This is a genomic window from Janthinobacterium sp. GW821-FHT03C10 (assembly GCF_059420865.1).
Map to the genome: position 1 here is coordinate 127,741 of NZ_JBWKUN010000010.1, position 26,935 is coordinate 154,675.

Below are 26,935 nucleotides of genomic sequence, written 5' to 3' on the forward strand. Positions count from 1 at the left end.
ACGGCAGGGCTAGCTACCCTGCCAGGGCAGGCTGCGGATCTTCGCCACCTGACGCTGCGCCAGCCACTGCCACAGCTGCAGCGCGTCGTCCTGCGGCAGGGCCGACATGTGGCGCGGGCTGGCCAGGGCGATTTCGCAATCGCGGTCCGACCATTCCTCGAAGGTGACTTCGCCTCCGCTAGCGACTTCGACCTGATACATCAAGCCATCGTCGTAGCCGAAGCGCAACAAGACGGCGGCCGGGCTGCCGTCCGGCGCGACGGCGCCGCCGCGGTACACCTCGGCCAGCGCATCGGCCAGCTGTGCCGGCGAGGGCGCGCAGATGTCGCGCCCATCGGCCCGTGTCAGGATGAACCATGCCTGTGTCATGACGCGCCCTCCTATCCATACTCGTTAGCATGCGAGGCAAGTACTACGGGCAGTCACCTGGGTCCAGTGTCACTTCGGGCGCGCGGAAACTATCCCTGTCGGCATTGTTTACCAATCATTAGCAATACTAACAAGGATCATACCTAAATTTCGTGCAGCGCGGAATTTATGCATATGGCACCACAGAGGCGCCGATTCACGCCACCAGCACGGGAATGCTGAGCGGATCGAAGTCATGCCAGTCGCCATTGGCGATCGTGCCTTCCGCTTCCTCGATATGCTCGGCGCCCAGCCGGTGCAGTGTCTCGAGCGCCCGTTCGCGCTCGTCGAGGCCGCCCAGCGCGACGGCGATGAGCATGCCCGGATGGCGCGGCTGGCGGTGGTTTTCGCCATTTTTCTCGGGCTCGCCCGCCTCCTTCATTTTATTAAAACTGTAGAGCGAGCCCACGTGGGCGCCCACCAGCGCCCCCACCACCGGACCCAGCGGCCCCGTCGCCAGCGTGGTGGCCGCGCCGATGCCCGCGCCGACGGCGGCCCCGACGGCCACCCCCTCCACCACGCCCTCGGGCGTCTCCTTGGCGCCGGGCGAGATGTCGCGGTCGCCGCCGAGCGCGTGCAGATCATGCTGGCCCGGCTGGTTGACAAAGAAGGCGCTGATGCGGCTATCGGAAAAGCCCGCCTGGTTCAGCGCGGCGCGCGCGGCGTCTACCTGCTCCTGCAACTGAAAATGACCTGCAATGATGCGTGACATGATATGGCCCTCCTGGTCGGCTGCGGGCGCCCCGTGCGCCACTGATTAAGCGTGCGCCGGACGGCGCCAACATACCGTTCGCTTGCGCACACAGCCCACACATCCTCAGGCCGGCGTCCCATATGGGCTGCGGATATCGGCCAGAAATTGCTGTGCACGCGCATGTTGCGGCCGCGCAAAGAATTCGCCGGGCGCGGCCCGCTCCAGCACTTGCCCGTGGTCCATGAACCAGACGCGATCCGCCACCTCGCGCGCGAAACCCATCTCGTGCGTCACGCACACCATCGTCATACCCTCACGCGCCAGGTCGCGCATCACTTGCAGCACCTCGCCCACCATTTCCGGGTCCAGCGCGCTGGTCGGCTCGTCGAACAGCATCAGCGGCGGCTGCATGGCCAGTGCGCGGGCGATCGCCACCCGCTGCTGCTGCCCGCCCGACAGGGCCGCCGGCATGGCGCGCGCCTTGTGCGCCAGCCCCACGCGCTCCAGCAGGGCCAGCGCCCGCTCGTGCGCTTCGCGCCGGGTGAGGCCGCGCAGGCGCTGCGGCGCCAGCGCGCAATTGTCCAGCACGGACAAGTGCGGAAACAGGTTGAATTGCTGGAACACAAAACCGATATGCGAGCGCAAGGCATTCACGTCCAGCCCCGGCGCGTGGATGTCCTGGCCCGCCACCGTGATGCGGCCCGAGGCGACCGGCTCCAGGCGGTTGATGGTGCGGATCAGGGTCGACTTGCCCGAGCCGGATGGCCCGCACACGACCAGCACCTCGCCCTTGGCCACGTGTTCATTGATCTCGCGCAAGGCGTGATACTCGCCATAGTATTTGTTGACGTTGTCAAAGGTAATCATCTAGCCGCTTTCAGGAGACGCGCCTGGCGCCGCTCGAGCCAGAAGGCGGCGCGCGACAGGCTGAAACACAAGACAAAATACGTCATGCCCAACAGGAAATACACTTGCACGGGCTTGGTCAGCACGAGGCCGTTCACTTGCGAAGCGATGAACGACACCTCGGCCAGGCCGATGATGTACCCGAGCGAGGTTTCCTTGATGGTCGAGACGAACTGATTGACCAGCGAGGGCAGCATGTGGCGCAGCGCCTGCGGCAGCACCACCGAGCGCATGCTGTCCAGATAGTTCAAACCCAGCGAACGGGCCGCCTCCACCTGTCCCTTGGGCACGGCTTGCACGCCGGCCCGCACGATTTCCGCCAGATAAATGCCGTCGAAGAGGACGAGGGCGGCCAGCATGGTGCCGAACTGCCCGCTTTCATGTCCCGTGATGCTGGGCAGGAAGAAGTACGCCCAGAAGATGACCAGCAGCAAGGGGATGCCCCGCACCACGTGGATCAGTGCGGCGACGGGCCAGCGCAGCAGCCGCCAGGGACTCAGGCGCGCCAGGCCCAGCAGCAAACCGAACGGCAAGCTCAGCACCAGCGCCAGGCTGGCCAGCACGACCGTCAGCGCCAGTCCGCCCAGCGGCCCCTCGGGATAGCGGCCGACGAGGAAATACAACCAGTAATCATGGAGGAGTTCCAGCATCAGGCCACCTTTCTTTGCAGCCAGGCCGCCAGGCCGGCGATCAGCAGGGAGACGGCCAGGTAGGCCGCGCTGGCGAAGACGAAGGTCTCGACGCTGCGGAACGAGGCCGCTTCCACGCGCTGCGTCTGGTACATCAGCTCGGCCACGCCGATGACGGTGGCGATGCTGGTGTTTTGCCACAGGGTCAGGGTTTGCGACAGCAGCGGTGGTGCGGCCAGGCGCAGCGCCTGTGGCACGATGCACAGGCGCATGGTGGCGAGAAAGCTGAAGCCCAGCGCCCGGCCCGCCTCGAATTGCTGGGCGGGAATGGCGCGGATGCCGCTGCGGATATCTTCCGCCATGTAGGCGGCCGTATATAAAGTCAGGGCCGTGACGGCGCTGACGGCTTCGATATTGCCGGCATACAAGCACTCCTTCCACGCCTCGGGCAACAATTCGGGCGCGCCGAAATACCAGAACAGGAAGTGCGCCAGCAGGGGCACGTTGCGGATCAGCTCGACATACGCCACGCCCAGGGCATTGAGCAGGCGCGACGGGGCCAGCCGCAGCATGGCCACGCCGCAGGCCAGCGGCAAAGACAAGAGCAAGGTAATGCCCATCAGTTGCAGGGACAGCAGCAAGCCGGAAACGAGCCAGCCGCGGTAGCCGCCGGCCAGCAAAAAGTGCAGATCAAACATGCGGGAGAGTCAGGCAAGGTTCAGGCGTCGATCTTGTCCGATTCGATCTTGAAATTACGTTTCTCAAATTTCACATTACTCGTCGGGCCATACCATTTGAAGAACAGTTTTTCCGCCTCGCCCGATTTTTCCAGTCCCCGCAGCACCTGGTCGACGGCTGTTTTCACGCCCGTCTCGCCCTTGCGGATGCCGAAGGCAAACACTTCCTGGCTGATGTTTTGCGGCAGCACAATATAGTCTTTTTGCGCGGCGCCCAGCTTGGCGTAATTGTTCAGCAGGGACACTTCATCGTCGACATAGCCAACGCCCTTACCTTGCTGCAAGCCCAGATAAGCCTGACCCGCCGTCTCGAACGTCACCACGTCCACGCCGGGCACGGCCTTGCGGATATTCGGTTCCTGCGTGCCGCCCTTGACGGTCAGCACTTTCTTGCCGGCCAGTCCCGCGACCGTCGTGATGTTGCTGCTCTTTTTGACCAGCACGCGCTGGCCCGTGTAAAACGTGGACAGCGAGAAATCGACGAGCGCTTCGCGTTCCTTGTTGTGCGTCAAGGATGCCGTCAGGATATCGATGCGGCCCTGCTGCAATTCGGGAATGCGGGCGGCCACGGCCAGCTGCTTGATCACCGGTTTGACGCCCAGGCCCTGGGCGATGGCGCGGCACAGGTCCACTTCATAACCGACCAGCTGGCGCGACTTGGCGTCGATGAAACTGTTTGGCTCATCCGTGCCCAGGGTGCCGCAGACCAGCTCGCCCTTCGCCTTGATACTGGCCAGCTGGTCCGCTTGCGCCACCTGGGTGAAGGCGATGGAGGTGAAAAGAAGCGCGGCGAAGTGAAGACGGGTCTGCATGGAATTCCTCTGGTGGATAACGAATGCCGCCATTAGACCGCGGCACGCTTATTTCCAAAAAGGAATCTTTTCACCCTTGCATATGAGCAAATCATCTAAGGCGCCAGCGCCTTCGTCTCGCCACCGAGGCGGATGATTGCCGCCCTGGCCCCCACGGCGCCCGGATAGCGGGGGTCGAGCTGCAGCGCCTGGCGATAGGCGGCCACCGCCTGTGGGCGCAAGCCTTGCTCCACATAAAACTCGGCCAGACTATCGTGCAAATTCGCGTCGTGCGGATGCAGGCTGACGGCCGCCTGCAGCACGGCCATGCCTTGCGCCACGGCGCCGCCGCCTTTCAATCGATACGCTTCCAGGTTCAGCGCCGCCGGGCTGGCCGCGCCCAGCGGGTCGCGGGCCAGCGACACGCGCAGGGCGGCAAGGGCCGGTTCTGTCTTGCCGGCGCGCAGCAAGGTCAAGCCCTGCAGCGCATGCGCGCCGTCGCTGAGCGGATACAATTCCACGGCCAGGCGGCCGGCCGCCAGCGCCGCCTCCGCTTCGCCGCGCGCGGCCGACGCTTGCGCCAGTTCAAGCAGCTCGGGCACGAAATCGGGATACGCACGCTGGCCGCGGAAAGCGGCGCGCAGCTGGCCGTCGAGTGCGGCAATGGATACGAGGACCTGCGGCCAGGCAATAGCGGCCGTGCGGTCCCAGCTGGCGGCCAGGGCCACGATGGCTTGCTCGAAGGCGGGATCGAAGCGGGGCAAGGTGCCGGACGCTTTGCCTTGCGATAGCAAAATATAGTCGCGCGCAAACGCCAGCGCGCCGCCGCGCGAGTAGGTATCCAGGTCGGCGCCCGACCGGCGCAACGCCTCGGCCATGCTGGCGCCTGCTGCCAGGAAGACGCTTCCGCCGGCCGGATGGCGGGCCGCCTCGATGAAGGCACGCGCCGACGTGGCGTCCGGCGCCAGCGCTTGTTGGTTGATTTGGGTAAAGGCTGCCCGCGTGGCGGCCGCATCCGCATACGCTTGATCCGTGCGCTCGGCGTAGGCCCTGCCCTCCTCGAACAGGCCTTGCGCCACCTGGTAAGCGCGCTGCGCGTCCGCATCGGCGATATACGTTTTCAGCTGCCACGGCTCGCCCGTGACCACCTCGAACAGGCGCTGCACGAAGGCCTCGGGATTGACGCGCTCGAGATTGGCGGCAACGGCAAGGGTGAGTTTGCGCGAGGGAAAGCTGTACAGATAGGTGACGGTTTCCGGCTGCTGGCCGCTGTGGGCGATGGCGTAGCGCCCTCCCGTGGGGAGGATTTCCCAGCCCATGCCGTAGCGCGTCAAGCGGCCCGCGCGCGTGGCCATCGGCTGCACCATGGCGGCCACGCTGGCTGGCGACAGGATCTTGCCTTCATGGACGCCCCGGCCGAAGGCCAGCATGTCGGGCACGCTGGCGCGCGTGCCGCCGGCGGAAAAGCGGCTGCTGATGTCGACGAATTCCGCGTTTTTCAAAGCCTGGCCGTCCAGCCGGTAGCCGCGCACGCGGTGGGCGATCAGGGCGTACGGGTCGTCCATCACGATGGTGTCCATGCCCAGCGGCCCCCACACGTGGCGCCGCATGTAGCCGCCATAGCTTTCGCCCGAGGCGCCCTCGATGACGGCACCCAGCAGGTTGTAGCCATAACTGGTGTAGCGGAAGCGCGTGCCCGGTTCGGCGATCAGGTCGAACTGCTCGAAGACGGCGAGGGACTGGCGCGTATCCTTGTGCTCCTTGAAATGCTGTTCCGCCTGGCTGTTGCGGTAGGCATCGATGCCGCCCAGGTGACCCAGCAACTGGCGCACCGTGACCGTAAACGGTTTGACGGGGAAATACGGCACATAGGTTTGCACGGGCGCATCGAGGTCAACCTTGCCCTGCTCGACCAGCTGCAGCACGGCCACCGCCGTCATGGGCTTGGTGACGGACGCCAGCCGGTAGCTGGAGCTGGCCGTGGCCGGCACGCGGTTTTCCAGGTCGGCATAGCCATAGCCTTTTACCCATTCCACCTCGCCCTGGCTGAAACCGACGGTCACGCCCGGGATGCGCTGCGCACTCATGCGCCGGGCCACCCAGCCGTCGAAATCCGCCAGGCGCGCGGCCAGCGCAGGGGCGGGAACAGATGCGGGAGCGGATGCGGCCTGCGCCACGCCGCAGAACAGCGCCAGCGCGCCGGCGAAACCGTAGTAGTTGCTGCTTTGCATAGTCATGCTTCCATGGTGAGGCCGCGTCCACCACGCGGCACTGATGCATGATAAGCATCATGACAGCGCCATGGGCGGGCGATGCATGAAATGCACGCGGACTGCATGAACGGCACCGGGGAGCATGAAAATGTTGCAAAGGGTTGGCAAATGAACAGCTACAATGCCCGCCATGCCCTCCCTCTTCCGCTACCTGTTGCTGTGCTGCCTGGCCTTGCCCTCTTTCGCCTGCGCCATGCATCCGCTCTGGCTGGACGAAGGCTGGCGCACCTGCGGCGCGAGTCCCTCCGCGCCCGCCGCCACACTGCGGCAGTTGCTCCGGCCGGGCCAGCTGCTGTGCATCGAGCGCGAACTGGTCCTGGCCGCCACGCCGTCGTCGACGCAGCTGCTGGTCCTGTCGGCGCTGGCTTCCAGCGAGCTGTGGCTCGATGGCAACTTGATCGGCAGCAATGGCCAGCCGGCCCGCCAGGCTGTCGATGAAAGGCCGGGCGACATCGATTTCGCCATCCACCTGACGCCGCAACAGTTGACCGTAGGCAAGCACCACCTGCGCCTGCTGCTATCGACGCAGCAGGCGCAGGCCCGCCTGGTGTCACCATTCTATGCGCTGTACCTGGTCGACCGCCAAGAGTACCGCGCGGCGCTGGCCTGGTACCGGCTGCCGCCGCTGCTGCTGGCCGGCGCGCTGGGCGCCGTCGCCCTGCTCTTCCTCGCCTTGACGGCGCTGTACCAGCGGCAGCGGCACTGGGCCATGTTTGCCGCGCTGTGCCTGGTGGCGGCGCTGCTGCTTGTGGCGGAACTCTGGCGCAGCGTTACCGGCTACGCCTACCCCTGGCACTTGCCGCGCCTGTATGCCGTCAGCGCCCTGACCTGGCTGTTTTCCGCCCTGCTGCCCCTGTATTTTTATACGGCCTGGCGCCTGCCCCGTTGGCCGCTGGCGGCGGCGGTGTTGCTGGCGTGCATTGCGCTGGCCGGCGCGCTGCCCGCGCATTTCGATGCCCGCTGCTGGCTGATGTTTCTGACGGGCCTGACAGCGAGTCTGCTGCTCAACCTGGGCGCCCTGTGGCGCCGCCTGCCGGGCAGCCACGGCGGCACCTTGATCGCGCTGGCCTCGTGCGCCCTGTTCCTGCTGACGGGCAGCCAGTTTGCCGAAGGCGGCTTCGCCCTCGTCGTGTGCTTCCTGCTGCTGCCCCTGTGCGCGCAATTGCTGGCGCAGCTGTTGAGCGAACGCAGCAAGGCGGCGCGCGCCCGGCAGCTGGAAAACCAGCTCTTGCGCAAAAGCATGCAACCGCATTTCCTGATGAATTCCCTCAGCCTGATCAGCGAACTCAATGCCCAATCGCTGCAGGCGGCCGAAACCTTCATCGAGGCGCTGGGAGCCGAGTTGCGCATGCTCAATGAGTTTGCCCAGCAACCGAGCATCGCCCTGACGCAGGAACTGGCCCTGTGCCAGAATTACCTGAGCATCATGGGCACGCGGCTGCAGCAGCCGTGCCGTTTGCAGCTCGATGGGGAGGCGGCGGGCATCACCGTGCCGCCCGCCATCTTGCTGACGGCGCTGGAAAATGCGTTCAGCCATAACCGCTACCGCCACGGCGCCCACTTCGTGCTGCGCAGCGCCAGGCTTGCGCAAACGCACATACTGACCCTGATCCTGCCCGAGGGCGAGGCACGCCCGCACGCGGGCAGCGGCGTGGGCGAACAGTACATCCGCTCCAGCCTGCATGCCGTATTCGGCGATGCGGCCAGCTATGCCTGTGAATATGCCAGCGAACAGCCGCCGACAGGCTGGCGCCTCACCTTTACCTTGCCGGCGGCCACATGAACGTATTGATACTGGAAGATGAACCGCTGATCGCGCAAGGCCTGGAACGCGAGGTGCGCGCGCATTTCGGGACGCGCCTGGCGGCGCTGGCGCTGCATGACAATGTGCCGCAAGCGCTGGCCGCCCTGGCGCAGAACAAGATCGACTTGCTGCTGCTGGATTTGAACCTGCATGGCGGGGACGGCTATGACCTGCTGCGTCTGGCCCAACAAGCCCCGTTCCAGACCATCATCGTTTCGGCCCACGCGGAGCGCTCGATCACGGCCTTCGAGTTCGGCGTACTCGATTTCGTCGCCAAGCCCTTCAGCCGCGAACGGCTGCAGAAGGCGCTGCAACGCTACACGGGGCGGCACACGCAAGCGGCCTCGCTGGCCGTCAAGAAACGGGGCGCGCTGGAATGGATCGCCATGGCCGAGATCGACCACGTGCAAGCCGATGGCCACTACAGCAACATCGTGCTGCGCAACGGCGAACAGTGCTTTCACGACTTACCGATCGACAAGCTCATGGCCCTGCTGCCGCCCCACTTCCTGCGCGTGCACCGCTCCTACCTCGTCAACAGCCTGGGTTTCAAGCGGCTGCAGATCGCCGCGGGCGGCAGATACGCGCTCGACACGCAAACCAGCACGGGCATCCCCGTCTCGCGCAGCAGCTATCCCGCGCTGAAACAGCGGTTGCTGGGCTGAAGCCCCGCCTACCAGTGGGGCGCGTAATTGGGAAACGGCGAGGCCATGTGTTCGGGCTCCACGGGTGGCGCCATCCAGTCGCGCGGGTCGACCTTGTAGTACTGCAAGAATTGCGCATACAGTTCTTCGTGGTGCTCGGCCATCTGGTACGGCTTTTCAAAGAAGGTTTCCGTCGCCACGGCAAAAAATTCGGCGGGATTCGTGGCGCCGTAATGGTCCATCACGCTGTGCTGCTGATAGATGGCGTCGTGGCGCAGGTTGTCGAAGTCGCGCGACAGCACGGTGGCCCAGCTGCGGTAGCTCGACACGCTGGGCAGGTAGGGCGCGCCATTCGCGGCGCCCGATTCGCTGTCGAGCTGGTGGGCGAATTCATGCAGCACGACGTTGTGGCCATCGGTCCAATCGGCCGCACCGCGCTGCACGTGGTCCCAGGCCAGCACCACGCGGCCATCGCCCCAGGATTCGCCCAATAGACCATTGGCCGATGGCGTGACCACGCCGCCCGGCCCCACTTCATTGCGCGTGACGATGAATTCCGTGGGGTACACGAGGATGGTGTCGAGTTCCGGATACACCTGGGTCTGGCGATTCAGCAGCAGCAAGCACGCCTGACCGGCGATGGTGTAGCGCATCTCGTCCGTGATCTCCAGGCCGCCGCAGCCGACGAATTTCTTCTGATACAGGAATTGCACGACGAGCCGGCGCAACTGCTGCTGCAGCGGCGCCGGCATGCGCGGATACACGGGAATATTCTTTTCCAGCACGGCCAGGCCTTCCGGCGGCAAGGGCCTGGACAGGGCACGTTTCAAGCGCCAGCGGGGGAACCATAATGAAAAGACGATGGCGGCCGTGACGAGGGCGATCCACAGGAGCGGATTCATGCGGCGGCCCGTTTCAGGCAGCGCAATGGCGGGAACGATAACAGGGCGGCGTAGGCAGACAAGGACAAGCTCCTTCAAGTGAACCCGCGCGTTGCGGGCAGCAGTCCAGCCCACATGGGGTTGATTAATATCTTTTCAATCCGCCAAGGTCAAAGGGCTTGCCCCAACGCCAAAAGCCGGGTTGCAACCCGGCTTCTATTACGTCCCAACGCCTGACAAAACCGTAGCGAGCGGCGATGATTTGTGGCCAAGAAGCGCAACCGTACCTTAGTACGGTGAGCATCGCAGGCCGCACGCCGCGCGAGGTTTGGTCAGGTGTTACTCGGCCGACTTTTGCTGTGGCGCGCCAAACAGGGCGGCCACCAGCGGATCGCGCGTCACGGGACCGCGGTTGACGCGGATGGCGTAATGCGTGTCATCGGCCAGGATGTGGAAGTGGCGGCCGCTGCCTGCCATGCTTTGCTCGCGCAGGCCGGGACGGTCCTTGCGCGGTGGCGCGCCTTCGCGTTTCGGCTGGACGATGGCGGCCAGGAAGGCGCGCACGCGCTCAGGATCCGGCGTCAGCTGGTACACTGCCTTGCCCAGGTAGGTGGCGGTGCCTTCGATGTAGCGGGCCAGTTCGATCACGCCCGCTTCGCGCAGGTCGCGGATGTATTTGCGGGCGCCCGATGGCGAAAACTTGAGGAACCAGGCGATTTCGTCGGCCAGCATCTCGTGCAGCGACAATTCGCCGATCAGTTTTTGCATATTTTCGATGCGGCGCAGGGTGGCCGACGTCGAACGCACGCGCTCGATCGGTGCCATGGAAATGGGATTCATGCGTTCCGGGGGGATGGGTGCTGCGCGTTCGACCATTTGCGAGCCTTTTTCGGGGCTACGAAGTTCCTGGTGCGCTGCCTTTAATTCGCTCTTCACGTGAGACTGAGTCATTGCATGCATTTGAATACTCCTTTTAAACGATTGCCGGTAGCCCGGATTGTTAAGTTCTTGGCAATTTTTATACCAGAACGCCACGAATCCTGAGCGTCTGGACACAGAATGCCATCCTGCTCCTCACTGGTCTGTGCGTTAACGAACATTAGAAGCAAGAAAGTGAAAAATATTGCCCTGCTGAATTATTTCTCTCGCGGCATCTATAAAAGACATCTGAAAAACCCCGTATCCCATACGCGCACAAAGTGAAATAGCGAACAGAAGCGTCGGCATTCTTGCAATAAATTCAAGCTTCGCGCGCGGCGCCCGCCGTCCGCATCGCGCCAATTCTTAATATTTTGCAAAGGAACCATCATGAACATGCCTACTCTGCTGGCCGCCGCTGCCCTGGTCACCCTGTCCGCCTGCAAAAAACCGGCCGAGGCGCCGCTGCCTGAAACGGCGCCCAACCCCGCATCCGCCCCGCAGGTACTGCCCGCCCCCATGACGCCAGCCACGCCGGAAACGGGCCCGGGCAGCACCACGCCGCCCGCGCCGCTGACCGATCCGGCCACCGCGCCGGCCCTGCCGCCCGCCACGGCGCCGAAATAAGGCCCGCCAAAGCCGACCGATCAGGCGCCCGCGCGGCGCCGCCCCTACTCCACGGGGGAGTTACGCGTTGCCAGCCTGTTTGCAACGCGTTTTTTTACGATTGGAGTCGGCCGCGCCATTTAGGTTCACCCGCATGCCGCCCCCACGCGCGGCGCCAGCCCGCATCGCATCCACCGGCCAAAATGCGGCAATCCGCACAGCCTTTCCCCTCGCCGTGCGGAAAGGCGGAATCTCGCCATTTCCCATTTTCAATAGATTCAAATTAAACCTTTATAAACAATCACTTGCAATAAACGCCAAAATGCGCTCCACTGGCACGGAAGATGCTTTTATATTTTTGTAACCGCCACCAGAGCGGCAGCCTCACCCAATATAAAAACCATCTACCTTTTTTGGAGACAACAGCATGGCAAGCACCTTCCGCATCGCATCCTTCCTCAACACCAAGGCACTGGCCGTGGCCGTCGCACTGGCCGCGCAATTCCCGCTGGCCGCCCATGCGGCCGATCTGGTTCGCCTGGGCAACCTGAAATTCGCCCATTACGGCGCCGTCGCCTACATGAAGGAAATCGCGCCCAAATACGACCTGAAAATTGAAGAGCGCATCTTCGCCAAGGGCCTCGACATCGTGCCAGCCATGATCGCCGGCGAAATCGACGTCTCCGCCAGCGCGCTGGAAGCGGCCATCACGGGCCGCGCCACGGGCTTGCCCGTGTACCTGGTGGGCGGCTTCGCCAAGGGCGGCGTGCAGATCGTCGGGCGTCCCGACCTGAACATCAAGGATATTGCTGGCCTGAAAGGCAAGAAAGTCGGCGTCACGCGCGGCGGCCCGCAGGAAATCCTGCTGTTTGCCGAATTGACCAAGGCCAAGCTGAGCTGGTCCGACAAGCCGGGCAAGGACGTGCAGATCCTGTACATGGGCTACCCTGACCTGAACCAGGCGCTGCTGACCAAGGATATCGACGTCATGAGCCAGTCCGAACCGTACTCGACGCAGGCCATCCACAAGAAATACGGCGCGGCCGTCATCAAGCCCTACGACACGCCGCTGGGCGAGCCCGTGCGCGCCCTCGTGATGACGGAAAAGATGTACAAGGAAAAGCCGGCCGTGGCCCAGCGCTTCATGGATTGCTTCGTCGCCGCCACGCGGGCGTTCTTGGCCGACCCGAAACTGGCGGAAAAATACGTGCGCGAATCGATGTTCAAGAACCAGATCACGAGCGAGGATTACCGCGACGCCATCGACAACGCCATCTTCACGGAAGACATCACGCAAAGCCACGTGCAGCTGACCACCGACTACATGGTGAAATTCGGCGTGGGCCGCATGGCCAAGGCGCCTGCCGCCAAGGATTGGGTCAAGCTGGATCTGCTGGAAAAAGCCAAGAAGTCCTATGTCCCACGCTAACCACGACCACGCTAATCTGAAAGTGTCACGATGAATATTCAAATGATGAAACGCTTCGCGCACGGCGCCGCCGTGCCCGTCGCCGTGCTGCTGCTGTGGCAAGCCATGTCGACCTTCGGCTGGATCAACCCGCAAATCCTGCCCTCGCCCGTGGCCGTGCTGGTGAAGTGGTATGAATACCTGATGCCGATGCAAGCGTACACGCCCGAAGCGGGCAACTACCTGGTGTGGATGTTCTCCGGCGAACTGCCGCATGACGCCTGGGCCAGCCTGTCGCGCGTGCTGGGCGGCTTCGCCATCGGCGCCGGCCTGGCCTTGCCGCTGGGCTTGCTGATGGGCACCAACAAGACCATCTATAAACTGTTCGACCCGCTGGTGCAGGTGCTGCGCCCGATTCCACCGATCGCCTACATTCCGCTGGCGATCCTGTGGTTCGGCCTGGGCAACCCGCCCGCCTTCTTCCTGATCAGCATCGGTTCCTTCTTCCCCGTGCTGATGAATACCATCGCCGGCGTGCGCCAGGTCGACGGCATCTATATCCGCGCCGCGCGCAACCTGGGCGCCAGCCAGATGACCATGTTCCGCCGCGTCATCCTGCCGGCGGCCACGCCGTATATCCTGGCCGGCGCGCGCATCGGCATGGGCACGGCCTTCATCGTCGTGATCGTGGCGGAAATGATCGCCGTGAATAGCGGCCTCGGTTTCCGCATCCTGGAAGCGCGCGAGTATTTTTGGTCTGACAAGATTATCGCCGGCATGTTTACCATCGGCCTGTTCGGCCTGGCCATCGACATGGCCATGAATGCCCTGAATAATCATTTGCTGCAGTGGCACCGCGGCCTGGAACACTGAGAGGAACGGCCATGACCACGATCAATATCAATGCAGTCAATAAAATCTTCACCACGGGCGGCGCGGACGTCATCGCCCTGAAGGACATCAACCTGGAAATCGCCAGCGGCGAGTTCATCTGCCTGCTGGGACCGTCCGGCTGCGGCAAATCGACCTTGCTCAACGCCATCGCCGGCTTTTCGCAGCCGACCTCGGGCCAGATCCTGGCCGGCGGCAAGCTGATCACCGAGCCCGGTCCCGACCGCGGCATGGTGTTCCAGGAATACGCGCTGTTCCCCTGGATGACCATCGAAAGCAATATCGCCTTCGGCCTGGAAATCGCCGGCAAGACGCCTGCCGAGATCAAGGAACGGGTCGACATGCTGCTGAGCATGCTGGGCTTGACGGAATTCCGTGCCCGCTACCCGAAAGACTTGTCCGGCGGCATGCGCCAGCGCGTGGCCATCGCCCGCGTGCTGGCCCTCGATTCGCCGATCATGCTGATGGATGAACCGTTCGGCGCGCTGGACGCCTTGACGCGGCGCAACCTGCAGGATGAGTTGCTGAAAATCTGGAAAGTCTTCGGCACCACCATCGTCTTCGTCACGCACTCGATCGAGGAATCGATCTACCTGGCCGACCGCACCATCGTCATGACCTACCGTCCCGGCACCATCAAGCGCGACGTGGCCATCGAACTGCCCCGCCCGCGCGACCCGAGCGACCCCGAGTTCAACCGCCTGAAGCGCATGCTGGGCGAGATGGTGATGGAAGAGCAGCAGCGTCATCACAATGCCGAGACGATGGCCAGTACCGCCGATTGAGGTAGCTTGATTAAGCGACCGCAAACTTATTTGGGGTCTGACCCGGCGGGTCAGACCCCAAGGCTATTCGGCCCCCTGCTGGCCGTGGGCTCGCTGGTCGTGCTGACGTGGGCCTCGTATGCCTGGGTCAAGCAGCGCCAGCTCGATGAATTGCACCGCACGCTAGATTCGCGCGCGGAACTGTATGCGGCGTCCATCGGCGGCGCCCTGAACAAATACGAATTCCTGCCCCTGGCCGTGGCCCAGAGCGATGCGGTGGCGCAATTGCTGCAGCAGCCCAGCGCCGACAAGGTCACGCAGATCAATGCCTACCTGGTCGACATGAACCGCCGCGCGGGCGCCTTTGCCGTCTACGTGCTCGACGACAAGGGCACGACCCTGGCGTCGAGCAACTGGCAAGACCGCAGCTCGTATGTGGGCGTCAACTACGGCTTCCGTCCGTATTTCAAGAACGCCATCGCGGGCGGCATCGGCCGCTTCTACGGCATCGGCTTTTCCACCTTCGAGGCCGGCTATTTCATTTCGCAGCCCGTGCAGCGCGACGGGCGCATCCTCGGCATCGTCGCCGCCAAGGTCAACCTGGACTGGATCGAGCAATCGTGGCGCACGCCCGGTGCGGGCGAACAGATCTGGGTCAAGGATGCGAATGGCGTGATCATCCTGGCCACCACCCCCGCCTTCAAGTTCAAGACCCTGGCGCCTTTGTCGCCGGCCGCCAAGAAAGACATCAGCGAGCAGCGCCAGTTCCTGCAAGAAAATCTGCCCATCCTGCCGCACAAGGTGCAGCGCCAGTTCGCCGACGGCGCCAGCGTCATGACCCTGGAACGTCCCCAGGCTGGCGACACGCCGGCCCTGTCCGGCAATGCCGACAAGGCGGACTATCTGGCCGTGAACCGCGTGCTGGGCCCGCTGCAATGGCAAATCACCGTGCTGGCCGAGCTCGACCAGGTAGATGAGGCGGCGCGCAACGCGGCCATCGCCGCCGCGCTGGGCTGGGCCTTGCTGCTGCTGGCCCTGATGTATGCGCGCCAGCGCCGGCGCCGCATCGCCGACAAGCTCAATGCGCAACAGACGCTGGCCCGTGCCTATGAACAGCTGGAAATCAAGGTCGAGCAGCGCACGGCCGACCTCGTGCACGCGAATGGCCGCCTGCAGGCGGAAGTGGCCGAGCGCGAGCGGGCCGAGCAAACCTTGCGCTATGCCCAGGCGGAACTGGTGCAAAGCGGCAAGCTGGCCGCCATCGGCCAGATGGCGGCCGGCGTCACGCACGAGCTGAACCAGCCGCTGGCCGCCCTGCAGACGTTTTCCGACAATGCCAAGGTCTTTTTGGCACGCGGCCAGATCGATGACGCGCTCGACAACCTGTCGACCATTTCCGACCTCGTCAAGCGCCTCGGCTACGTCACCTCGCAACTGAAGGGCTTTGCGCGGCGCAGCGACGATGCCCGCAAGCCCGTCAGCGTACGCCAGGCGTTTGCGCAAACCATGCTGCAAATCCGCACGCGCAAGCATTCGCAACGGCTGACCCTGCATGAAAGCTGGCTTGAGGACGACATCATCGTGCTGTGCAACGCCATCGGCCTGGAGCAGGTATTTACCAACCTGATCACGAACGCCATGGATGCCGTGCCGGAAAGCGAGCCCGTGCAGATCTGGTTCCAGGTGCGCCGCGAAGGCAGCCTCGCCGTGCTGCATATCACCGATAATGGCCCCGGCATCCCGCTGGCCTCGCTCGACAAGATCTTCGACCCCTTCTATACCACCAAGGAACACGGACTGGGCTTGGGTTTGTCGATCAGCGCTGGCATACTGCGCGCGGCCGGCAGCGCACTGGCCGTGCGCAACCGCAGCGCGCAGGAAGGGGGCGGCGCACAATTTACCATCACCCTGAGCTGCGACCCGGGGGTGAGAGACAAGGAAACATCTGATGCACGAGAATAATTTTGAAGGCATGCAAGTGCTGCTGGTGGAAGACGACGCCGTCGTGCGCAAGGGCGCCCGGCAATCGCTGGAACTGGCGGGCCTGCAAGTGACGGCCGTCGCCACGGCCGAGGAAGCGCTGCCCTACCTGGTGCCCGAATTTGCCGGCATTTTATTGAGCGACATCAAGCTGCCCGGCATGGATGGCTTGAAACTGCTCGATATCGCCGTGGCGCAGGATGCCAGCCTGCCCGTCATCCTCGTCACGGGTCACGGCGACGTGTCGATGGCCGTGGGCGCCATGCGCCGCGGCGCCTACGATTTCATCGAAAAACCGTTTTCCGCCGATCTGCTGGTGGAAGTGTGCCGCCGCGCCCTGGATAAACGCCACCTGGTACTGGAAAACATGGACTTGCGCCGCCAGCTCGAACAGCGGGTGGGCATCGAGGCGCGCATCGTGGGCCGCAGCGCGGCCATGGCCAAGGTACGCCAGCTGGTGCTGACCCTGGCGCCGAAGTCGGCCGACATCATCATCCTCGGCGAAACGGGCACCGGCAAGGAACTGATCGCGCGCTGCCTGCACGACTTCAGCGAGCGGCGCGACCATCCTTTCGTGGCGATCAACTGCGGCGCCCTGCCCGAATCGATCTTCGAATCGGAACTGTTCGGCCACGAGGAAGGCGCGTTTACGGGCGCGCAGCGCCAGCGCATCGGCAAGATCGAGTACGCGAACGGCGGCACCTTGTTTTTGGACGAAATCGAAAGCATGCCGCTGGCCCTGCAAGTCAAGCTGCTGCGCGTGCTGCAGGAACGGCAAGTCGAACGCCTCGGCTCAAACAAACTCATTTCCGTCAATTTCCGCGTGATCGCCGCCGCCAAGGAAGACCTCAATGTGCTGGCGGAACAGGGCAAGTTCCGGCCCGACCTGTACTACCGCCTGAACGTGGCCAGCCTGACCCTGCCCGCGCTGCGCAACCGGCGCGAGGATATCCCCCTGCTGTTCGAGTTTTTCGTGCTGCAGGCGGCCCTGCGCTACGGCCAGCCGGCCGCCCTCGTCAGCGGCGAACTGATCGCCTCGCTGATGGCGCAGCGCTGGGCCGGCAACGTGCGCGAGCTGCACAACGTGGCCGACCGCTTCGTGCTGGGCTTGCTGGACGACACCCTGAGCCCGGCCGGCTGCCGCGAGGCATCGCTGGCCGAACAGGTGGACACCTTCGAGATTTCCATCATCGAGGAAGCCTTGCGCCGCCACAATGGCAACGTCATCGACGCGGCCGCCAGCTTGAATATCCCGAAGAAAACCCTGTACGACAAACTCAAGCGCTTTGATATCTCGACGGAGCAATTCCGTTAATCTGAAGCAAATGGCCGACACAGCCATGCGGCGGCGTCCTACCCGTGCGGGCGGTCTCCTGTGTGAGAATGCAAGCTCTTATTCATTTCTGCACAGGACACTGCCATGAAAACCGCTGCTCTCTTGCTGGCCGCCACCCTGATGACCGTCGGCGGCGCCTGGGTACAAGCCCAGTCGACGACGAATGTGAACCAGACGGGCAACCACACCAACAATGCCAACGATCCGGGCCAGCAATCGGACCAATCCGACAAGCTCGACAACAAGGGCAGGCTGATCCACGACGGCAAGCCTGCCAAGACGCGCACCGACAAGCGCACGCGGCGCGGCAAGCCGACAGCATCCACACCCGCTGTGCCCAGCATCCCCCCCGCCCCCGCAAAATAAGATCAGCGCTGCGCCACATTGCTCCAAGGCACGCTATCATCGCGCCTTTACAAGATAGCCGGGATGACAATGAAAGCAGCATGGCAAGCGATGGTGGCGGCAGGCGTATTCACGGCCGCGGGCGTACAGGCGGCGCCCACGGTGGGCGAGTGCATGGAGCTGACGACGGGCGTCAAGTTCAGCAAGAACAATGGCGACGCGCAAGTCAACGTCGAGGAAGTCTTCGAAGGCAAGAAACTCAAGGGTATCCAGCTGATCCTCGACGGCGGCGTGCTGCTGGCCACGTCCTACCAGGATATCCGCGACGGCCAGGTCTTCCTGACGGGCACGGTCCATTACAACGAAGACGGCACAGTGCGCAGCAAGAACGTCTACGCGCCGCAGTCCGCCATCCCCGCCAAGATGCGTCCGGGCCAGGAAGTGCGCGTGCAATTCACCGACACGCAAACGAGCACCCACTACCCGCTGGCGGGCCTGTCCGACAAGATCACCACCTCCACGCGCACGGATCAACGCGATTTCTCGATCACCTTCCTGGGCTGGGAGCGCCTTGAACTGGGCGGGCGCCGCTTCCCCGACGCCTGCAAGTTCGAATTGCACGACGTGGGCGGCAAGAGCAAGGGCAAGAGCGGCGAATACGTGTGGTATGCGCAGGGTTTTGGCGTGATCATGACGGACAAGATTGACCAGGATGGCGACGTGCAGCCGGCCTACCGCATTGCGCTGACGAACATCATCAGCGCGCCGTAATTTTTAGCAACTTTTGCGCTAGAATCGGTGATACACACTTTTTTAGGAAGTCATGTCGCCCATCGAACGCAAATGGTGGTTTGCCCTGCCGGTCATGTTCATCGCCATGGCCGCCACGCTGTGGCTGCTCGATTACGCGCAAGTACCACGTACGTACTCTTTCGCCTGGGTCATTATTTTCAGCCTGTGCAGCGTGCCGCTGCAGCGCAGCCTCTCTTTTCTTGTCTGGGTATTGCTGCTGTGGCTGGCGCCGGAAGTGGCGGATAGCAAGCGGGCCAAGGGTAGACGCCACACCGCCTAGTTCAGCTGCGCCAGGGCATTGCCCCGCACCTGGAACGCCACCTGCGCCACCGTCTTGCCGGCGTCATCGACGAGGGCCAGCGCGTGCTTGCCCGGCACGGGGCGCCAGCTGATGCTCTCCGCTGCACCGCCCATATCCTTGCCGTCGAGCACCCAGCGCAAGCCGTGGCTGCCTTGTGCCTGGAAGAAGACGCGCTGCAGGGCGGGCGGGATGTCGGGGTCGATGGCGAGGATGCTGTCCTCGGCCGGATACACGATGGCGGGCGGCTTGACGGTGTCGCCCAGCACGGCGATGACGGGACTTTCCGTGCCGACGATAAACCATTCGCGGCGCGGCGCTTCCAGCGCGGGCTGGTACGCCACCATCTGCTGCAGCACGCCGGGCGGCGCTTTCGGTGCATGGCTGGGCACGTTCTTGTGCAGGTAATCCATGACGTCGCGCCACACGGGCGCGGCGCCCGTCACGCCCGACACGTCCCACATGGGCTTGCCGTCAAAATTGCCCACCCACACGCCTACCGTGTAGCGCTCCGAGTAGCCCATGCACCAGTTGTCGCGCATGTCCTTGCTCGTGCCCGTCTTGACGGCGCTCCAGAAATTCGTCCCCAGCTCGTTGCGCAAGCCAAAGGTCATGCTGCGCGCGGCGCGGTCGGCCAGGATGTCGCCGACGATGAAGGCGGCGCCCGGCTCCATCACGCGGCGCCGGTCCTTGCCAGCCTGCCCCGGCTGCAGGCTGGCGGTGCTGTACAGCCCGCCATTCGCCAGCGCGCGGTAGGCGTTGGCCAGTTCCAGCAGGGTCACTTCCGACGAGCCCAGCGCCAGCGAGGGGCCGTAGTATTCGGCCGGTTCCGTCAGGCTGGCCAGGCCCACGTCCTTCAGGCGGTTATAAAAACCGTCTTGCCCCGTCAGCAGCACCGTGCGCACGGCGGGAATGTTGAGGGAGCTGGCCAGGCTGGTGCGGGCGCTGACGTAGCCCTTGAAATTGCGGTCGTAGTTTTGCGGCGCATACATGCCGGACGCCGTGGCGACGTCCAGCGGGGAGTCGTCCATGACGGAGGCGGCCGTCATCAGCCGGCGCTCGATGGCCAGTTCATACAGGAATGGTTTCAGGGTGGAACCGGCCTGGCGCAGGGCCGTCACGCCATCGACGTGGCTGCCGCCCGCATTGCCCACATAGGCGAGGATCTCGCCGCTGCGGTTATCTAACACGACGATGGCGCCGTCGTTGACATTGCGCTCGCGCAAGGACGCCAGTTGCTGGCGCAGGTTTTCCTGCGCGAAGCGCTGCAAAGGGCCGTCGAGCGTGCTGGCGACCTGCGCGCCCGGCTGTTTCAATAACTGCTGCGCCACCTGCGGCGCGGGGGCCAGCTCCGCATACAGCGCATTGCGCTGCAAGGCCGTCTGCACGCGCTGGCCGATCAGCTGGCAGCTGCTGTCCAAGCGCCATTCCTTTGCCAGCGCGCAGGCGCGCCGCGTGACGGTGGCCGGCGGCGCGTTCGGCGCCCGCACCAGGCTGGCCAGGATGATGCCATCCGTCTGGTTCAGGCCGGACGGTGCCTTGCCGAACAGGCTGTACGAGGCGGAGGCGATGCCTTGCAGTTCTCCCCGGAATGACACGAGGTTCAAATACGCTTCGAAAATCTGCGCCTTGCTCCAGCTGTCCTCGATGGCTTGCGCGGCGCGCATCTGGTCCCATTTCTGGCGCAGGCTGCGTCCGCCCGAGGACGCCTGCAAGTCCGCGTCCAGCTGGCCCGCCAGCTGCATGGTGATGGTGGAGGCGCCCCGGGCTTTCTTGGAAAACAGATTGTCCCAGGCGGCCGTGGCCAGCGCGGACACATCCACGCCGCCATGGCGCATGAAGCGCTGGTCTTCCGCCAGCAGCACGGCCTGCTGCACGGCGGGAGAGATGTCGGCCAGCGGCACCCACGGCAAGCGCCGCACCTTCATATCCACGCGCAACGATTGCAAGGGTGCGCCGCCGCGGTCCAGCAGCTGCGCTTCCGAACTGCGGTAGGCGGCCTGCACCTGGGCCGGCGTCAGGACCGCCTCGGCGAAGATCGGGCTGGCCAGCAGGCCGCCCATGATAAAAATCAAACTCTTCACTGCGCCACCCTGACATTCGCATTCGGCGCTTCGCCAAACATCTCGGGCGAATACATGGCCTCGATGCGCGTGGCCGGCAGGCTGAAATCCCCGGCATTGTTCAGGCGCACCGTGTATTCCACGCTCCAGTTACCCTTTGGCACAAAAGCGTAGTAGGCGCGGAAGGCGTCAAACGCCCGCTCCTCGAACGTGGGCCAGACCCAGCCCGTGGATTTTTCGCCGGCCGTCAGCAGCTGCGAATCGCGGCCCAGGCCATTGCCCAGTACGCTGGCGCTGGCGGGAATCGGGTCGTCGACCACCACCCAGCTCATGTCCGCCTGCGCCGACAGATCCAGGCGCACGCGGTAGACGTCGCCGCGCGACCACTGGCCAGTGGTTTTCTGTTCCACCGGCGTCACGGTTTTCTTGATCGTGTAGCCGCTGGAGACGGGCGCCTTGAGCGGGATGGCCGCCAGGCTTTGCACGGTGGCCCACGGCTTGCCCGTACCGCTGTGCGCCAGGCCCAGGGTGTCCATGCCCTTCGGCCACGCCTGCAGCACGGGGCCCACTTTCGCCGCGCCATTCCACACGAGCGCTTGCGTGTCGCCGCCCAGCTTGACGGCGCTGGCGCCCGTCACTTGTGTGGACTCGAATTTGGCCGAGAATCTGGCGATGGCCAGGGTACCCCAGGCGTTGGCCACCGTCGTATCCCAGCGGCCCTTCTTCTGGCGGCCCATGCTGCCGCGCACCAGGCGGCCGATATCGTCCTTCCACGCCGGGTCGTCCATCACGGCCAGCAATAAACGGTTGGCGTTGACGTCGCCGGACACCATCAGCCACCACCAGTTATCCTTGCGCTCGGTGGAAAAGCCCATGGTCGTGCCCTGGAAATTCAGGCGCGCACGCAAGATCTGCTGCGCCTCGGCCAGCAGCGCATCGCGGCGCGCCAGGCCTGGTGTGCGTTGCAGCAACAAGCTCCAGTCGATGACGGCCGAGGTCGGCCACAGGTTCGGGCTGATGCTGATGCTCTCCAGCGCATCGGGCGGCACCTTGTTCGAACGCGACAGCGCTTCCAGCGCGGCCAGCTTGCGCACGGCCAGGTCGGTCGTGGCCAGCGCGGAACGGCGCACGATCTTGCCCTGCACGAAGGCCGTCAAGGCGGCTTCCATGCGGTTCTTCGTCTGTTCCGGAATCGCATAGCCCGCTTCCCTGGTGGCCGACAGCACGTAGGCCGTCAGGCTGTCGCTGCCCTGCTCCATGATGGGGAAGTATTTCAGCATGCCATCGCTGTCCAGATAGGCGGGCAGGCTGGCGGCCAGCTTGTTCCACGCCTCCTGGTCTTGCAGGGCGATGGCCTTCGACGTGTTTTGCTCGAAGCAGGTGTACGGATAGGCGGCCATGTACTCGCGCACGCCGGGCAAATCGCCGCCCAGCCTGGCGACAAAGCTCGTCTGGATGCCGCCCCGGCCCGGCAAGGCGCCGGCCGGCATCTGCACGGACATATTGACGGGTTTCTCGATCTGCAGCAAGGTGGCCTGATACGTGCGCACGGGCGTGGCCTGGCCTACCTTTTGCGTGATTTTCAGCTTGTCCGTGTGGCTGCCCGCCTTGGCGACTATCTCCCAAACGACATTCTGCGCACCGAGCGGCACCTGGTAATCCCAGCCCGTTTCGCGCGCTTCGCCGGCAGCCAACGTCAAGCTTTGGCGCGGCAGCGCCTTGCCTGCCGCGCTGGCGTTGAGTTCCACGTTCAAGGATGCGGCCGAGGTGTTGCGCACAGTAAAACCCGCGCGCAACTGGTCGCCTTCGCGCACGAGGGTCGGCAAGCCCGACATCAGGATCAGGTCTTGCGAGCTGCGGATGTCCGTGCTGCCCGTGCCAAACAATTCCTTGCCCGCGCTGGCGATGGCAACGATGCGGAAGCCCGTCAAGGAATCGTTGAGCGGCACTTGCACCGTCGCTTCGCCCTTGGCGTCGAGCTTGACGGTGCCCTTCCAGAACAGCAGGGTGTCGAACAGCTCGCGGCTGGCGCCCTTGCCGCCGCCACCGCCGGCCGGGAAGGCCTTGCGGCCGAAATGGCGCTTGCCGATCACCTGCATCTGTGCCGTCGCCGTTTCCACCTGCAGGCTGCGCTGCGCCATCATGGTATCGAGCAACTTCCAGCTATCGTTGGGCATCAGTTCCAGCAGCCCCGTGTCGACGGCCGCCAGCGCCACTTCGGCGCCGGCCGGCAAGGCCTTGCCGTCGGCGCGGCGCACACGCACGGACACTTCCGCCTTGTCGCGCGTCTTGTACACTTCCTTGTCAGACACCACCATGACGTTCAGCTCGTGCGCCTGCCACCCCACGTTCAGCGGTGCGATGCCCATCTTGTAGGCCGGCTTGCCCAGGTCGACCAGGGCCGTCGGCTGCACGCCATCGACCCTGCCCCGCACGACAAACACGGACACATACACGTTCGGCGCATAATTCGGTTTGACCGGGATGGTCACCACCGGTTCCCGGCCATTGAGCTGGCGCACATAGGTGTCGAGGATGCCTTCGCGCTCGACCGTGATCAGCGCCGTGCCCGCGCGGAACGGCATGCGTACCTGCAAGCTGGCTTCCTGGCCCGGTTCATAGCGTTTCTTTTCAGGCAAGACGTCGATGCGGTCATTGTCGCTGGCGTTGAACCACCAGTCGCCGCTGCCGGCCACCCAGGTTTCGCGGTTGGCGACGGCCGCGTTGCCGGCACTGTCCTGCGTGCGGGCGCGCAACACCAGATTGCCGCTGGCGGGCGCCTTCACGTCGCAGACCAGCAAGCCCTTGTTGTCCGTCTTGCCCGAGCACGCTTGGCCCAGCTTGACGACTTCGCTGCTGTTTTCATACGCATAGAAGCCGCCGATCAGGCGCCGGCGGTGCGAATAGCTGTTGCGCTGGAAGAAGTCGACGGCCACAGGGGCATTCGCCACCGGCTTGCCATTGGTACCGAGCACGGCCACCGTGAACTTGAAGGCATCCTTGCTCAAGGCCCAGGCATCGGGCTTGATGCCGATCACATAGTTGGAGGGCCACAGCGGCACGCGCGCGGCCACCGAGGCCGTCTCGCCATTCGCATCCTGGAAAGCCATTTCCGCCACCAGGTCGCGCGGCACGGACAGCTGCGGCAGCTGGTCGATGACGATGCGCGCGCCGCCCGCCTTGTCCAGGGTCAAGCTTTGCGTGCGCGCGGCAGCCGCGCCGGCGCCGGAGGGGCCGCCATGGCCTTCGTCCTGCCACTCGCCCTCATCGTCGTCATAGCCCGTGCTCTGCTTGACAAGACCTTCCTTCACGTCGCCATTGCTGAAGCTATAGTCGGGATAGTCGGCAAACGTCACGCTCTTGTCCTGCAGCACCGTACGCAGCTTGACGGGCGCGTTGGTGGCGGCGCCGCCGGCCAGATACGTGATTTGCGCATCCAGGGCCAGCTGCCTGGCCTGCACGGCGGGCGCTTTCGGGCCCTGCAGCACGGCTTTCATGGTCGGTACGCGGAAGGCTTCCACGCGGAAACTGCCGGACGGACGGCCCGCCATCGTCACGCTGTATTCGCCCTGCTTGGCGTCGGCGGGGATGAGCCAGTCGCTTTCCGCCGTGCCGCCGGCGGACCAGCGCAGCGGTAATTGATAGTTCTGGTCGCTGCCCTGGTGCGTGATGACGATGGAGGTGGCGCTGCCGGGGCCGTTGTTCTTGTCGACCAGGCTCATGCCCTCGCCCGTGTGCTTGCGGATGAAATGCTTCATGTGCACGGTTTCGCCGGCGCGCAGCAGGGTGCGGTCGAATACCGTCGCCAGCAGGGTGTTGTCGGCGCGCGTGTCGTCCGTGGGCAGGTTGAAACGCCAGGCTTCGATGCCGCCCACCCAGTCCGACAGGGTGAACGTCATGTCGCCGCCGCTGCGCGCACTGATAAAGTAGCGGCCATTGTTCTTGCAGCTGGAAGCGGCCAGCTCGCCGGGGATGTGCGCCACGCCGTCCGCGCCCGTGGCGCCTTGCCACAGCAGCTTGCCGGCGCAGTCGCGCACGGCCACTTGCGCTTTCGCGACAGGCGCGCCCTTGTCCAGCGACGTGACCCACACGAGCGACGATTGCGCGCCGTGCTTGAAGTGGGCCGCCAGGTTCGTCACCAGCGCGGCCGTGCGGATATACGCCGTCGTCGGCTTGCCCAGCAGCACCTTGCCGAGGATGGGGCTGGCCAGCTCGACTACATAAAAGCCCGGTTTCTGCAGCGGAATGCCGATCACTTCAAAGGTTTTCCTGCCATCGGGGCGCGGCAGGCTGATGGGGCGCGTGCCGGCGGCGTCCGCCAGCACGGATTTGCTCATGTTGCCTGCATACTGGGCGTACGGCTGCCAGTACTCGCCCCCGGCGCCATTGCCGGCCAGGCGCTGCATCCACTCGATGACGAACTTGTCGTCATTGTCGGGCACGCGCAAGGTGGCACCCGTGGCGGCAGCGGATGGCTGGGCGATTTCCTTGCCCGACAGCACGGGCTCGATATTGCGCACAGTGACGGGCAGCAAGCCGTCGCCCTTCGCTTCGATGATGCCGAACGGGGCCGGGAACTTCAGCAGCGGCGGCTGTTCGCCCGTGCGCACCGTCATGGGGAAGCGCGCGCGGTTGAGCAAGGCGCGGCCCGCATCGTCCTTCAAGCCCGGCGGCAAGCTCAGCATCAGACTGGCCTGCACAGGGAATGGGCCATTGAAGACGGCGCCATACAGGAATTCCGCCTTTTCTTCCTCTTTGGAAATCGTCGGCGCGTACGTCTTGCCGCCGCCCTTCAGGGTCATGGCGCGCACCAGCGACGCGCTCACGGGCGCGGAAAACTGCACGCGCATGGGCAGGAAGGGGATGCACTGCTCCTTCGGATTGCTGCGCTCGCAGCTGAACTTGGCCGTGAAATCGGGACGCGTCTTGAACTGCAGGGTTTGCGCCTTGTCCGTGGCGATGCCGCCGGCGCTGGCGATGCCCTCGCCCCACACGAGCGACACCTTGGCGTTGGCGGGGAAGCTGCGCTTGCATTGCAGCACGGTCACGGGCAGCGGCGGCGCGCCCTTGCTGGCAACGGGCATGCCCGCTTTCCAGACCGTGCCCCGCTTCTTGAAGTACACGGTCAGGTAGCGGTCGAGAAAGCTCTTGCGCAGGGTCAATACCTGCTCCAGTTCCTTGCCTTTGAGCAGGCGCACGGGAATCTTTTCATTGATGCCATCGGCGCGGCAATACGCGTTCGCGGCCACGCTGGCCTCGTTCGGCGCGGCGTCCAGGCCCAGCACGAAGATCTGGTTTTCATCGATGTAGGGCTGGCCGTCATAGGGCACGGCCTCGACGATGGCCGGACCGCCCGTGGAAAAGCGGTAGGATGCCGTTCCCTGCAAAGGCTTGCCCGCCAGATCCTTCAGCCCCGGCTGCAAGGTGAAGCTGCAGGCCACGCCGGCCGGCAAGTCGCGCTCGAAATCGAAGTTCCAGTTGCGTTCGTCAGCCCAGCGCCCCGCGCCCGCCACGACGGCCGGCTCCGCCTTGCCGCAATCGATGGCGAACGGCGCGGGCAAGCCCATGTCGCCGAACGGCACCATCGGCGTGGCGAACTGGGCCCGTACCTGGCGTACGGCCTTGACCGTGCCGCTCGGTGAAAACAGGGACACGCCGCTATCGGCCCAGGCCGGCGTCGCCAGGCCCAGCGACAGCAGCAGACACAGCGGGCCCAGCTTGCCAGGCAGCGGGGAAGTAAGAATATGGCTCAGGTCAGGCACGGGTA

The 26,935-nt window shown here is 64.5% G+C and carries 22 protein-coding genes; 11 read left to right on the top strand and 11 right to left on the bottom strand.

Annotated features, from left to right (window positions below; all coding sequences use genetic code 11):
- Positions 1 to 9: 9 nt before the first annotated feature.
- The 7 genes from AC07VH_RS26670 to AC07VH_RS26700 all read right to left on the bottom strand — a co-directional run bounded on the left by AC07VH_RS26670 (position 10) and on the right by AC07VH_RS26700 (position 6,402).
- The gene (locus tag AC07VH_RS26670; RefSeq protein WP_475413690.1) at positions 10 to 369 is read right to left on the bottom strand and encodes a hypothetical protein; all 360 of its coding nucleotides are present in this window, start codon (positions 367 to 369) and stop codon (positions 10 to 12) included.
- Between the two features lie 196 nt (positions 370 to 565).
- Complete coding sequence (locus tag AC07VH_RS26675; protein ID WP_494789250.1) at positions 566 to 1,120, bottom strand: glycine zipper domain-containing protein; 555 nt, start codon at positions 1,118 to 1,120, stop codon at positions 566 to 568.
- A 105-nt stretch (positions 1,121 to 1,225) separates the two neighbouring features.
- Positions 1,226 to 1,969 carry an amino acid ABC transporter ATP-binding protein gene (locus tag AC07VH_RS26680; RefSeq protein ID WP_494789251.1) on the bottom strand — a complete coding sequence of 248 codons (744 nt, stop codon included), beginning with the start codon at positions 1,967 to 1,969 and terminating at the stop codon, positions 1,226 to 1,228.
- A complete protein-coding gene (locus AC07VH_RS26685; protein WP_494789252.1) occupies positions 1,966 to 2,658 on the bottom strand; it encodes an amino acid ABC transporter permease in 693 nt (230 codons plus the stop codon). The genes AC07VH_RS26680 and AC07VH_RS26685 overlap by 4 nt, the downstream gene beginning before the upstream one ends.
- Positions 2,658 to 3,335, bottom strand: a complete 678-nt coding sequence (locus AC07VH_RS26690) for an amino acid ABC transporter permease (protein ID WP_494789253.1) — start codon at positions 3,333 to 3,335, stop codon at positions 2,658 to 2,660. The genes AC07VH_RS26685 and AC07VH_RS26690 overlap by 1 nt, the downstream gene beginning before the upstream one ends.
- A gap of 20 nt (positions 3,336 to 3,355) precedes the next feature.
- The gene (locus AC07VH_RS26695) at positions 3,356 to 4,186 is read right to left on the bottom strand and encodes a transporter substrate-binding domain-containing protein (protein WP_494789254.1); all 831 of its coding nucleotides are present in this window, start codon (positions 4,184 to 4,186) and stop codon (positions 3,356 to 3,358) included.
- 95 nt (positions 4,187 to 4,281) lie between these two features.
- A complete protein-coding gene (locus AC07VH_RS26700; RefSeq protein ID WP_494789255.1) occupies positions 4,282 to 6,402 on the bottom strand; it encodes a serine hydrolase domain-containing protein in 2,121 nt (706 codons plus the stop codon).
- A 166-nt stretch (positions 6,403 to 6,568) separates the two neighbouring features.
- Here AC07VH_RS26700 and AC07VH_RS26705 point away from each other — a divergent pair, with 166 nt between their 5' ends.
- Together AC07VH_RS26705 and AC07VH_RS26710 are read left to right on the top strand one after the other, a co-directional pair.
- Positions 6,569 to 8,221: a histidine kinase gene (locus AC07VH_RS26705; protein WP_494789256.1), complete on the top strand. Its 1,653-nt coding sequence runs from the start codon at positions 6,569 to 6,571 to the stop codon at positions 8,219 to 8,221.
- A complete protein-coding gene (locus AC07VH_RS26710) occupies positions 8,218 to 8,907 on the top strand; it encodes a LytR/AlgR family response regulator transcription factor (protein ID WP_494789257.1) in 690 nt (229 codons plus the stop codon). Before AC07VH_RS26705 ends, AC07VH_RS26710 begins: the two co-directional genes overlap by 4 nt.
- Before the next feature lie 8 nt (positions 8,908 to 8,915).
- Here AC07VH_RS26710 and AC07VH_RS26715 read toward each other — a convergent pair whose 3' ends face one another.
- Together AC07VH_RS26715 and AC07VH_RS26720 are read right to left on the bottom strand one after the other, a co-directional pair.
- Positions 8,916 to 9,788 (bottom strand): M90 family metallopeptidase, encoded by an 873-nt coding sequence (locus AC07VH_RS26715; RefSeq protein ID WP_494789258.1) that lies wholly within the window; start codon positions 9,786 to 9,788, stop codon positions 8,916 to 8,918.
- A 318-nt stretch (positions 9,789 to 10,106) separates the two neighbouring features.
- The gene (locus AC07VH_RS26720) at positions 10,107 to 10,607 is read right to left on the bottom strand and encodes a winged helix-turn-helix domain-containing protein (protein ID WP_223278908.1); all 501 of its coding nucleotides are present in this window, start codon (positions 10,605 to 10,607) and stop codon (positions 10,107 to 10,109) included.
- A gap of 468 nt (positions 10,608 to 11,075) precedes the next feature.
- On the opposite strand from AC07VH_RS26720, the gene AC07VH_RS26725 reads away from it, so the two are divergent.
- The 9 genes from AC07VH_RS26725 (at position 11,076) to AC07VH_RS26765 (ending at position 19,087) form a co-directional block, all read left to right on the top strand.
- Positions 11,076 to 11,312 (top strand): hypothetical protein, encoded by a 237-nt coding sequence (locus AC07VH_RS26725; RefSeq protein ID WP_475413700.1) that lies wholly within the window; start codon positions 11,076 to 11,078, stop codon positions 11,310 to 11,312.
- A 406-nt stretch (positions 11,313 to 11,718) separates the two neighbouring features.
- Positions 11,719 to 12,720, top strand: a complete 1,002-nt coding sequence (locus AC07VH_RS26730; protein ID WP_494789259.1) for an ABC transporter substrate-binding protein — start codon at positions 11,719 to 11,721, stop codon at positions 12,718 to 12,720.
- Between the two features lie 42 nt (positions 12,721 to 12,762).
- Complete coding sequence (locus tag AC07VH_RS26735; protein ID WP_373631952.1) at positions 12,763 to 13,572, top strand: ABC transporter permease; 810 nt, start codon at positions 12,763 to 12,765, stop codon at positions 13,570 to 13,572.
- Between the two features lie 11 nt (positions 13,573 to 13,583).
- Positions 13,584 to 14,375 carry an ABC transporter ATP-binding protein gene (locus AC07VH_RS26740; RefSeq protein WP_077401587.1) on the top strand — a complete coding sequence of 264 codons (792 nt, stop codon included), beginning with the start codon at positions 13,584 to 13,586 and terminating at the stop codon, positions 14,373 to 14,375.
- Positions 14,376 to 14,405: 30 nt separating this feature from the next.
- A complete protein-coding gene (locus AC07VH_RS26745; RefSeq protein ID WP_494789260.1) occupies positions 14,406 to 16,316 on the top strand; it encodes a sensor histidine kinase in 1,911 nt (636 codons plus the stop codon).
- Positions 16,303 to 17,649, top strand: a complete 1,347-nt coding sequence (locus tag AC07VH_RS26750) for a sigma-54-dependent transcriptional regulator (RefSeq protein WP_494789261.1) — start codon at positions 16,303 to 16,305, stop codon at positions 17,647 to 17,649. Before AC07VH_RS26745 ends, AC07VH_RS26750 begins: the two co-directional genes overlap by 14 nt.
- Positions 17,650 to 17,754: 105 nt before the next feature.
- A complete protein-coding gene (locus AC07VH_RS26755; RefSeq protein ID WP_494789262.1) occupies positions 17,755 to 18,036 on the top strand; it encodes a hypothetical protein in 282 nt (93 codons plus the stop codon).
- 63 nt (positions 18,037 to 18,099) lie between these two features.
- Positions 18,100 to 18,786 carry a hypothetical protein gene (locus tag AC07VH_RS26760; protein WP_494789263.1) on the top strand — a complete coding sequence of 229 codons (687 nt, stop codon included), beginning with the start codon at positions 18,100 to 18,102 and terminating at the stop codon, positions 18,784 to 18,786.
- A 52-nt stretch (positions 18,787 to 18,838) separates the two neighbouring features.
- Positions 18,839 to 19,087 (top strand): hypothetical protein, encoded by a 249-nt coding sequence (locus AC07VH_RS26765; protein WP_475413705.1) that lies wholly within the window; start codon positions 18,839 to 18,841, stop codon positions 19,085 to 19,087.
- Here AC07VH_RS26765 and pbpC read toward each other — a convergent pair.
- Both pbpC and AC07VH_RS26775 read right to left on the bottom strand, forming a co-directional pair.
- Entirely contained in the window at positions 19,084 to 21,168 is a 2,085-nt protein-coding gene (gene pbpC / locus AC07VH_RS26770; protein ID WP_494789320.1) for a penicillin-binding protein 1C, read from the bottom strand. The genes AC07VH_RS26765 and pbpC overlap by 4 nt on opposite strands.
- A gap of 17 nt (positions 21,169 to 21,185) precedes the next feature.
- The gene (locus AC07VH_RS26775) at positions 21,186 to 26,930 is read right to left on the bottom strand and encodes an alpha-2-macroglobulin family protein (RefSeq protein WP_494789264.1); all 5,745 of its coding nucleotides are present in this window, start codon (positions 26,928 to 26,930) and stop codon (positions 21,186 to 21,188) included.
- Positions 26,931 to 26,935 lie beyond the last annotated feature (5 nt).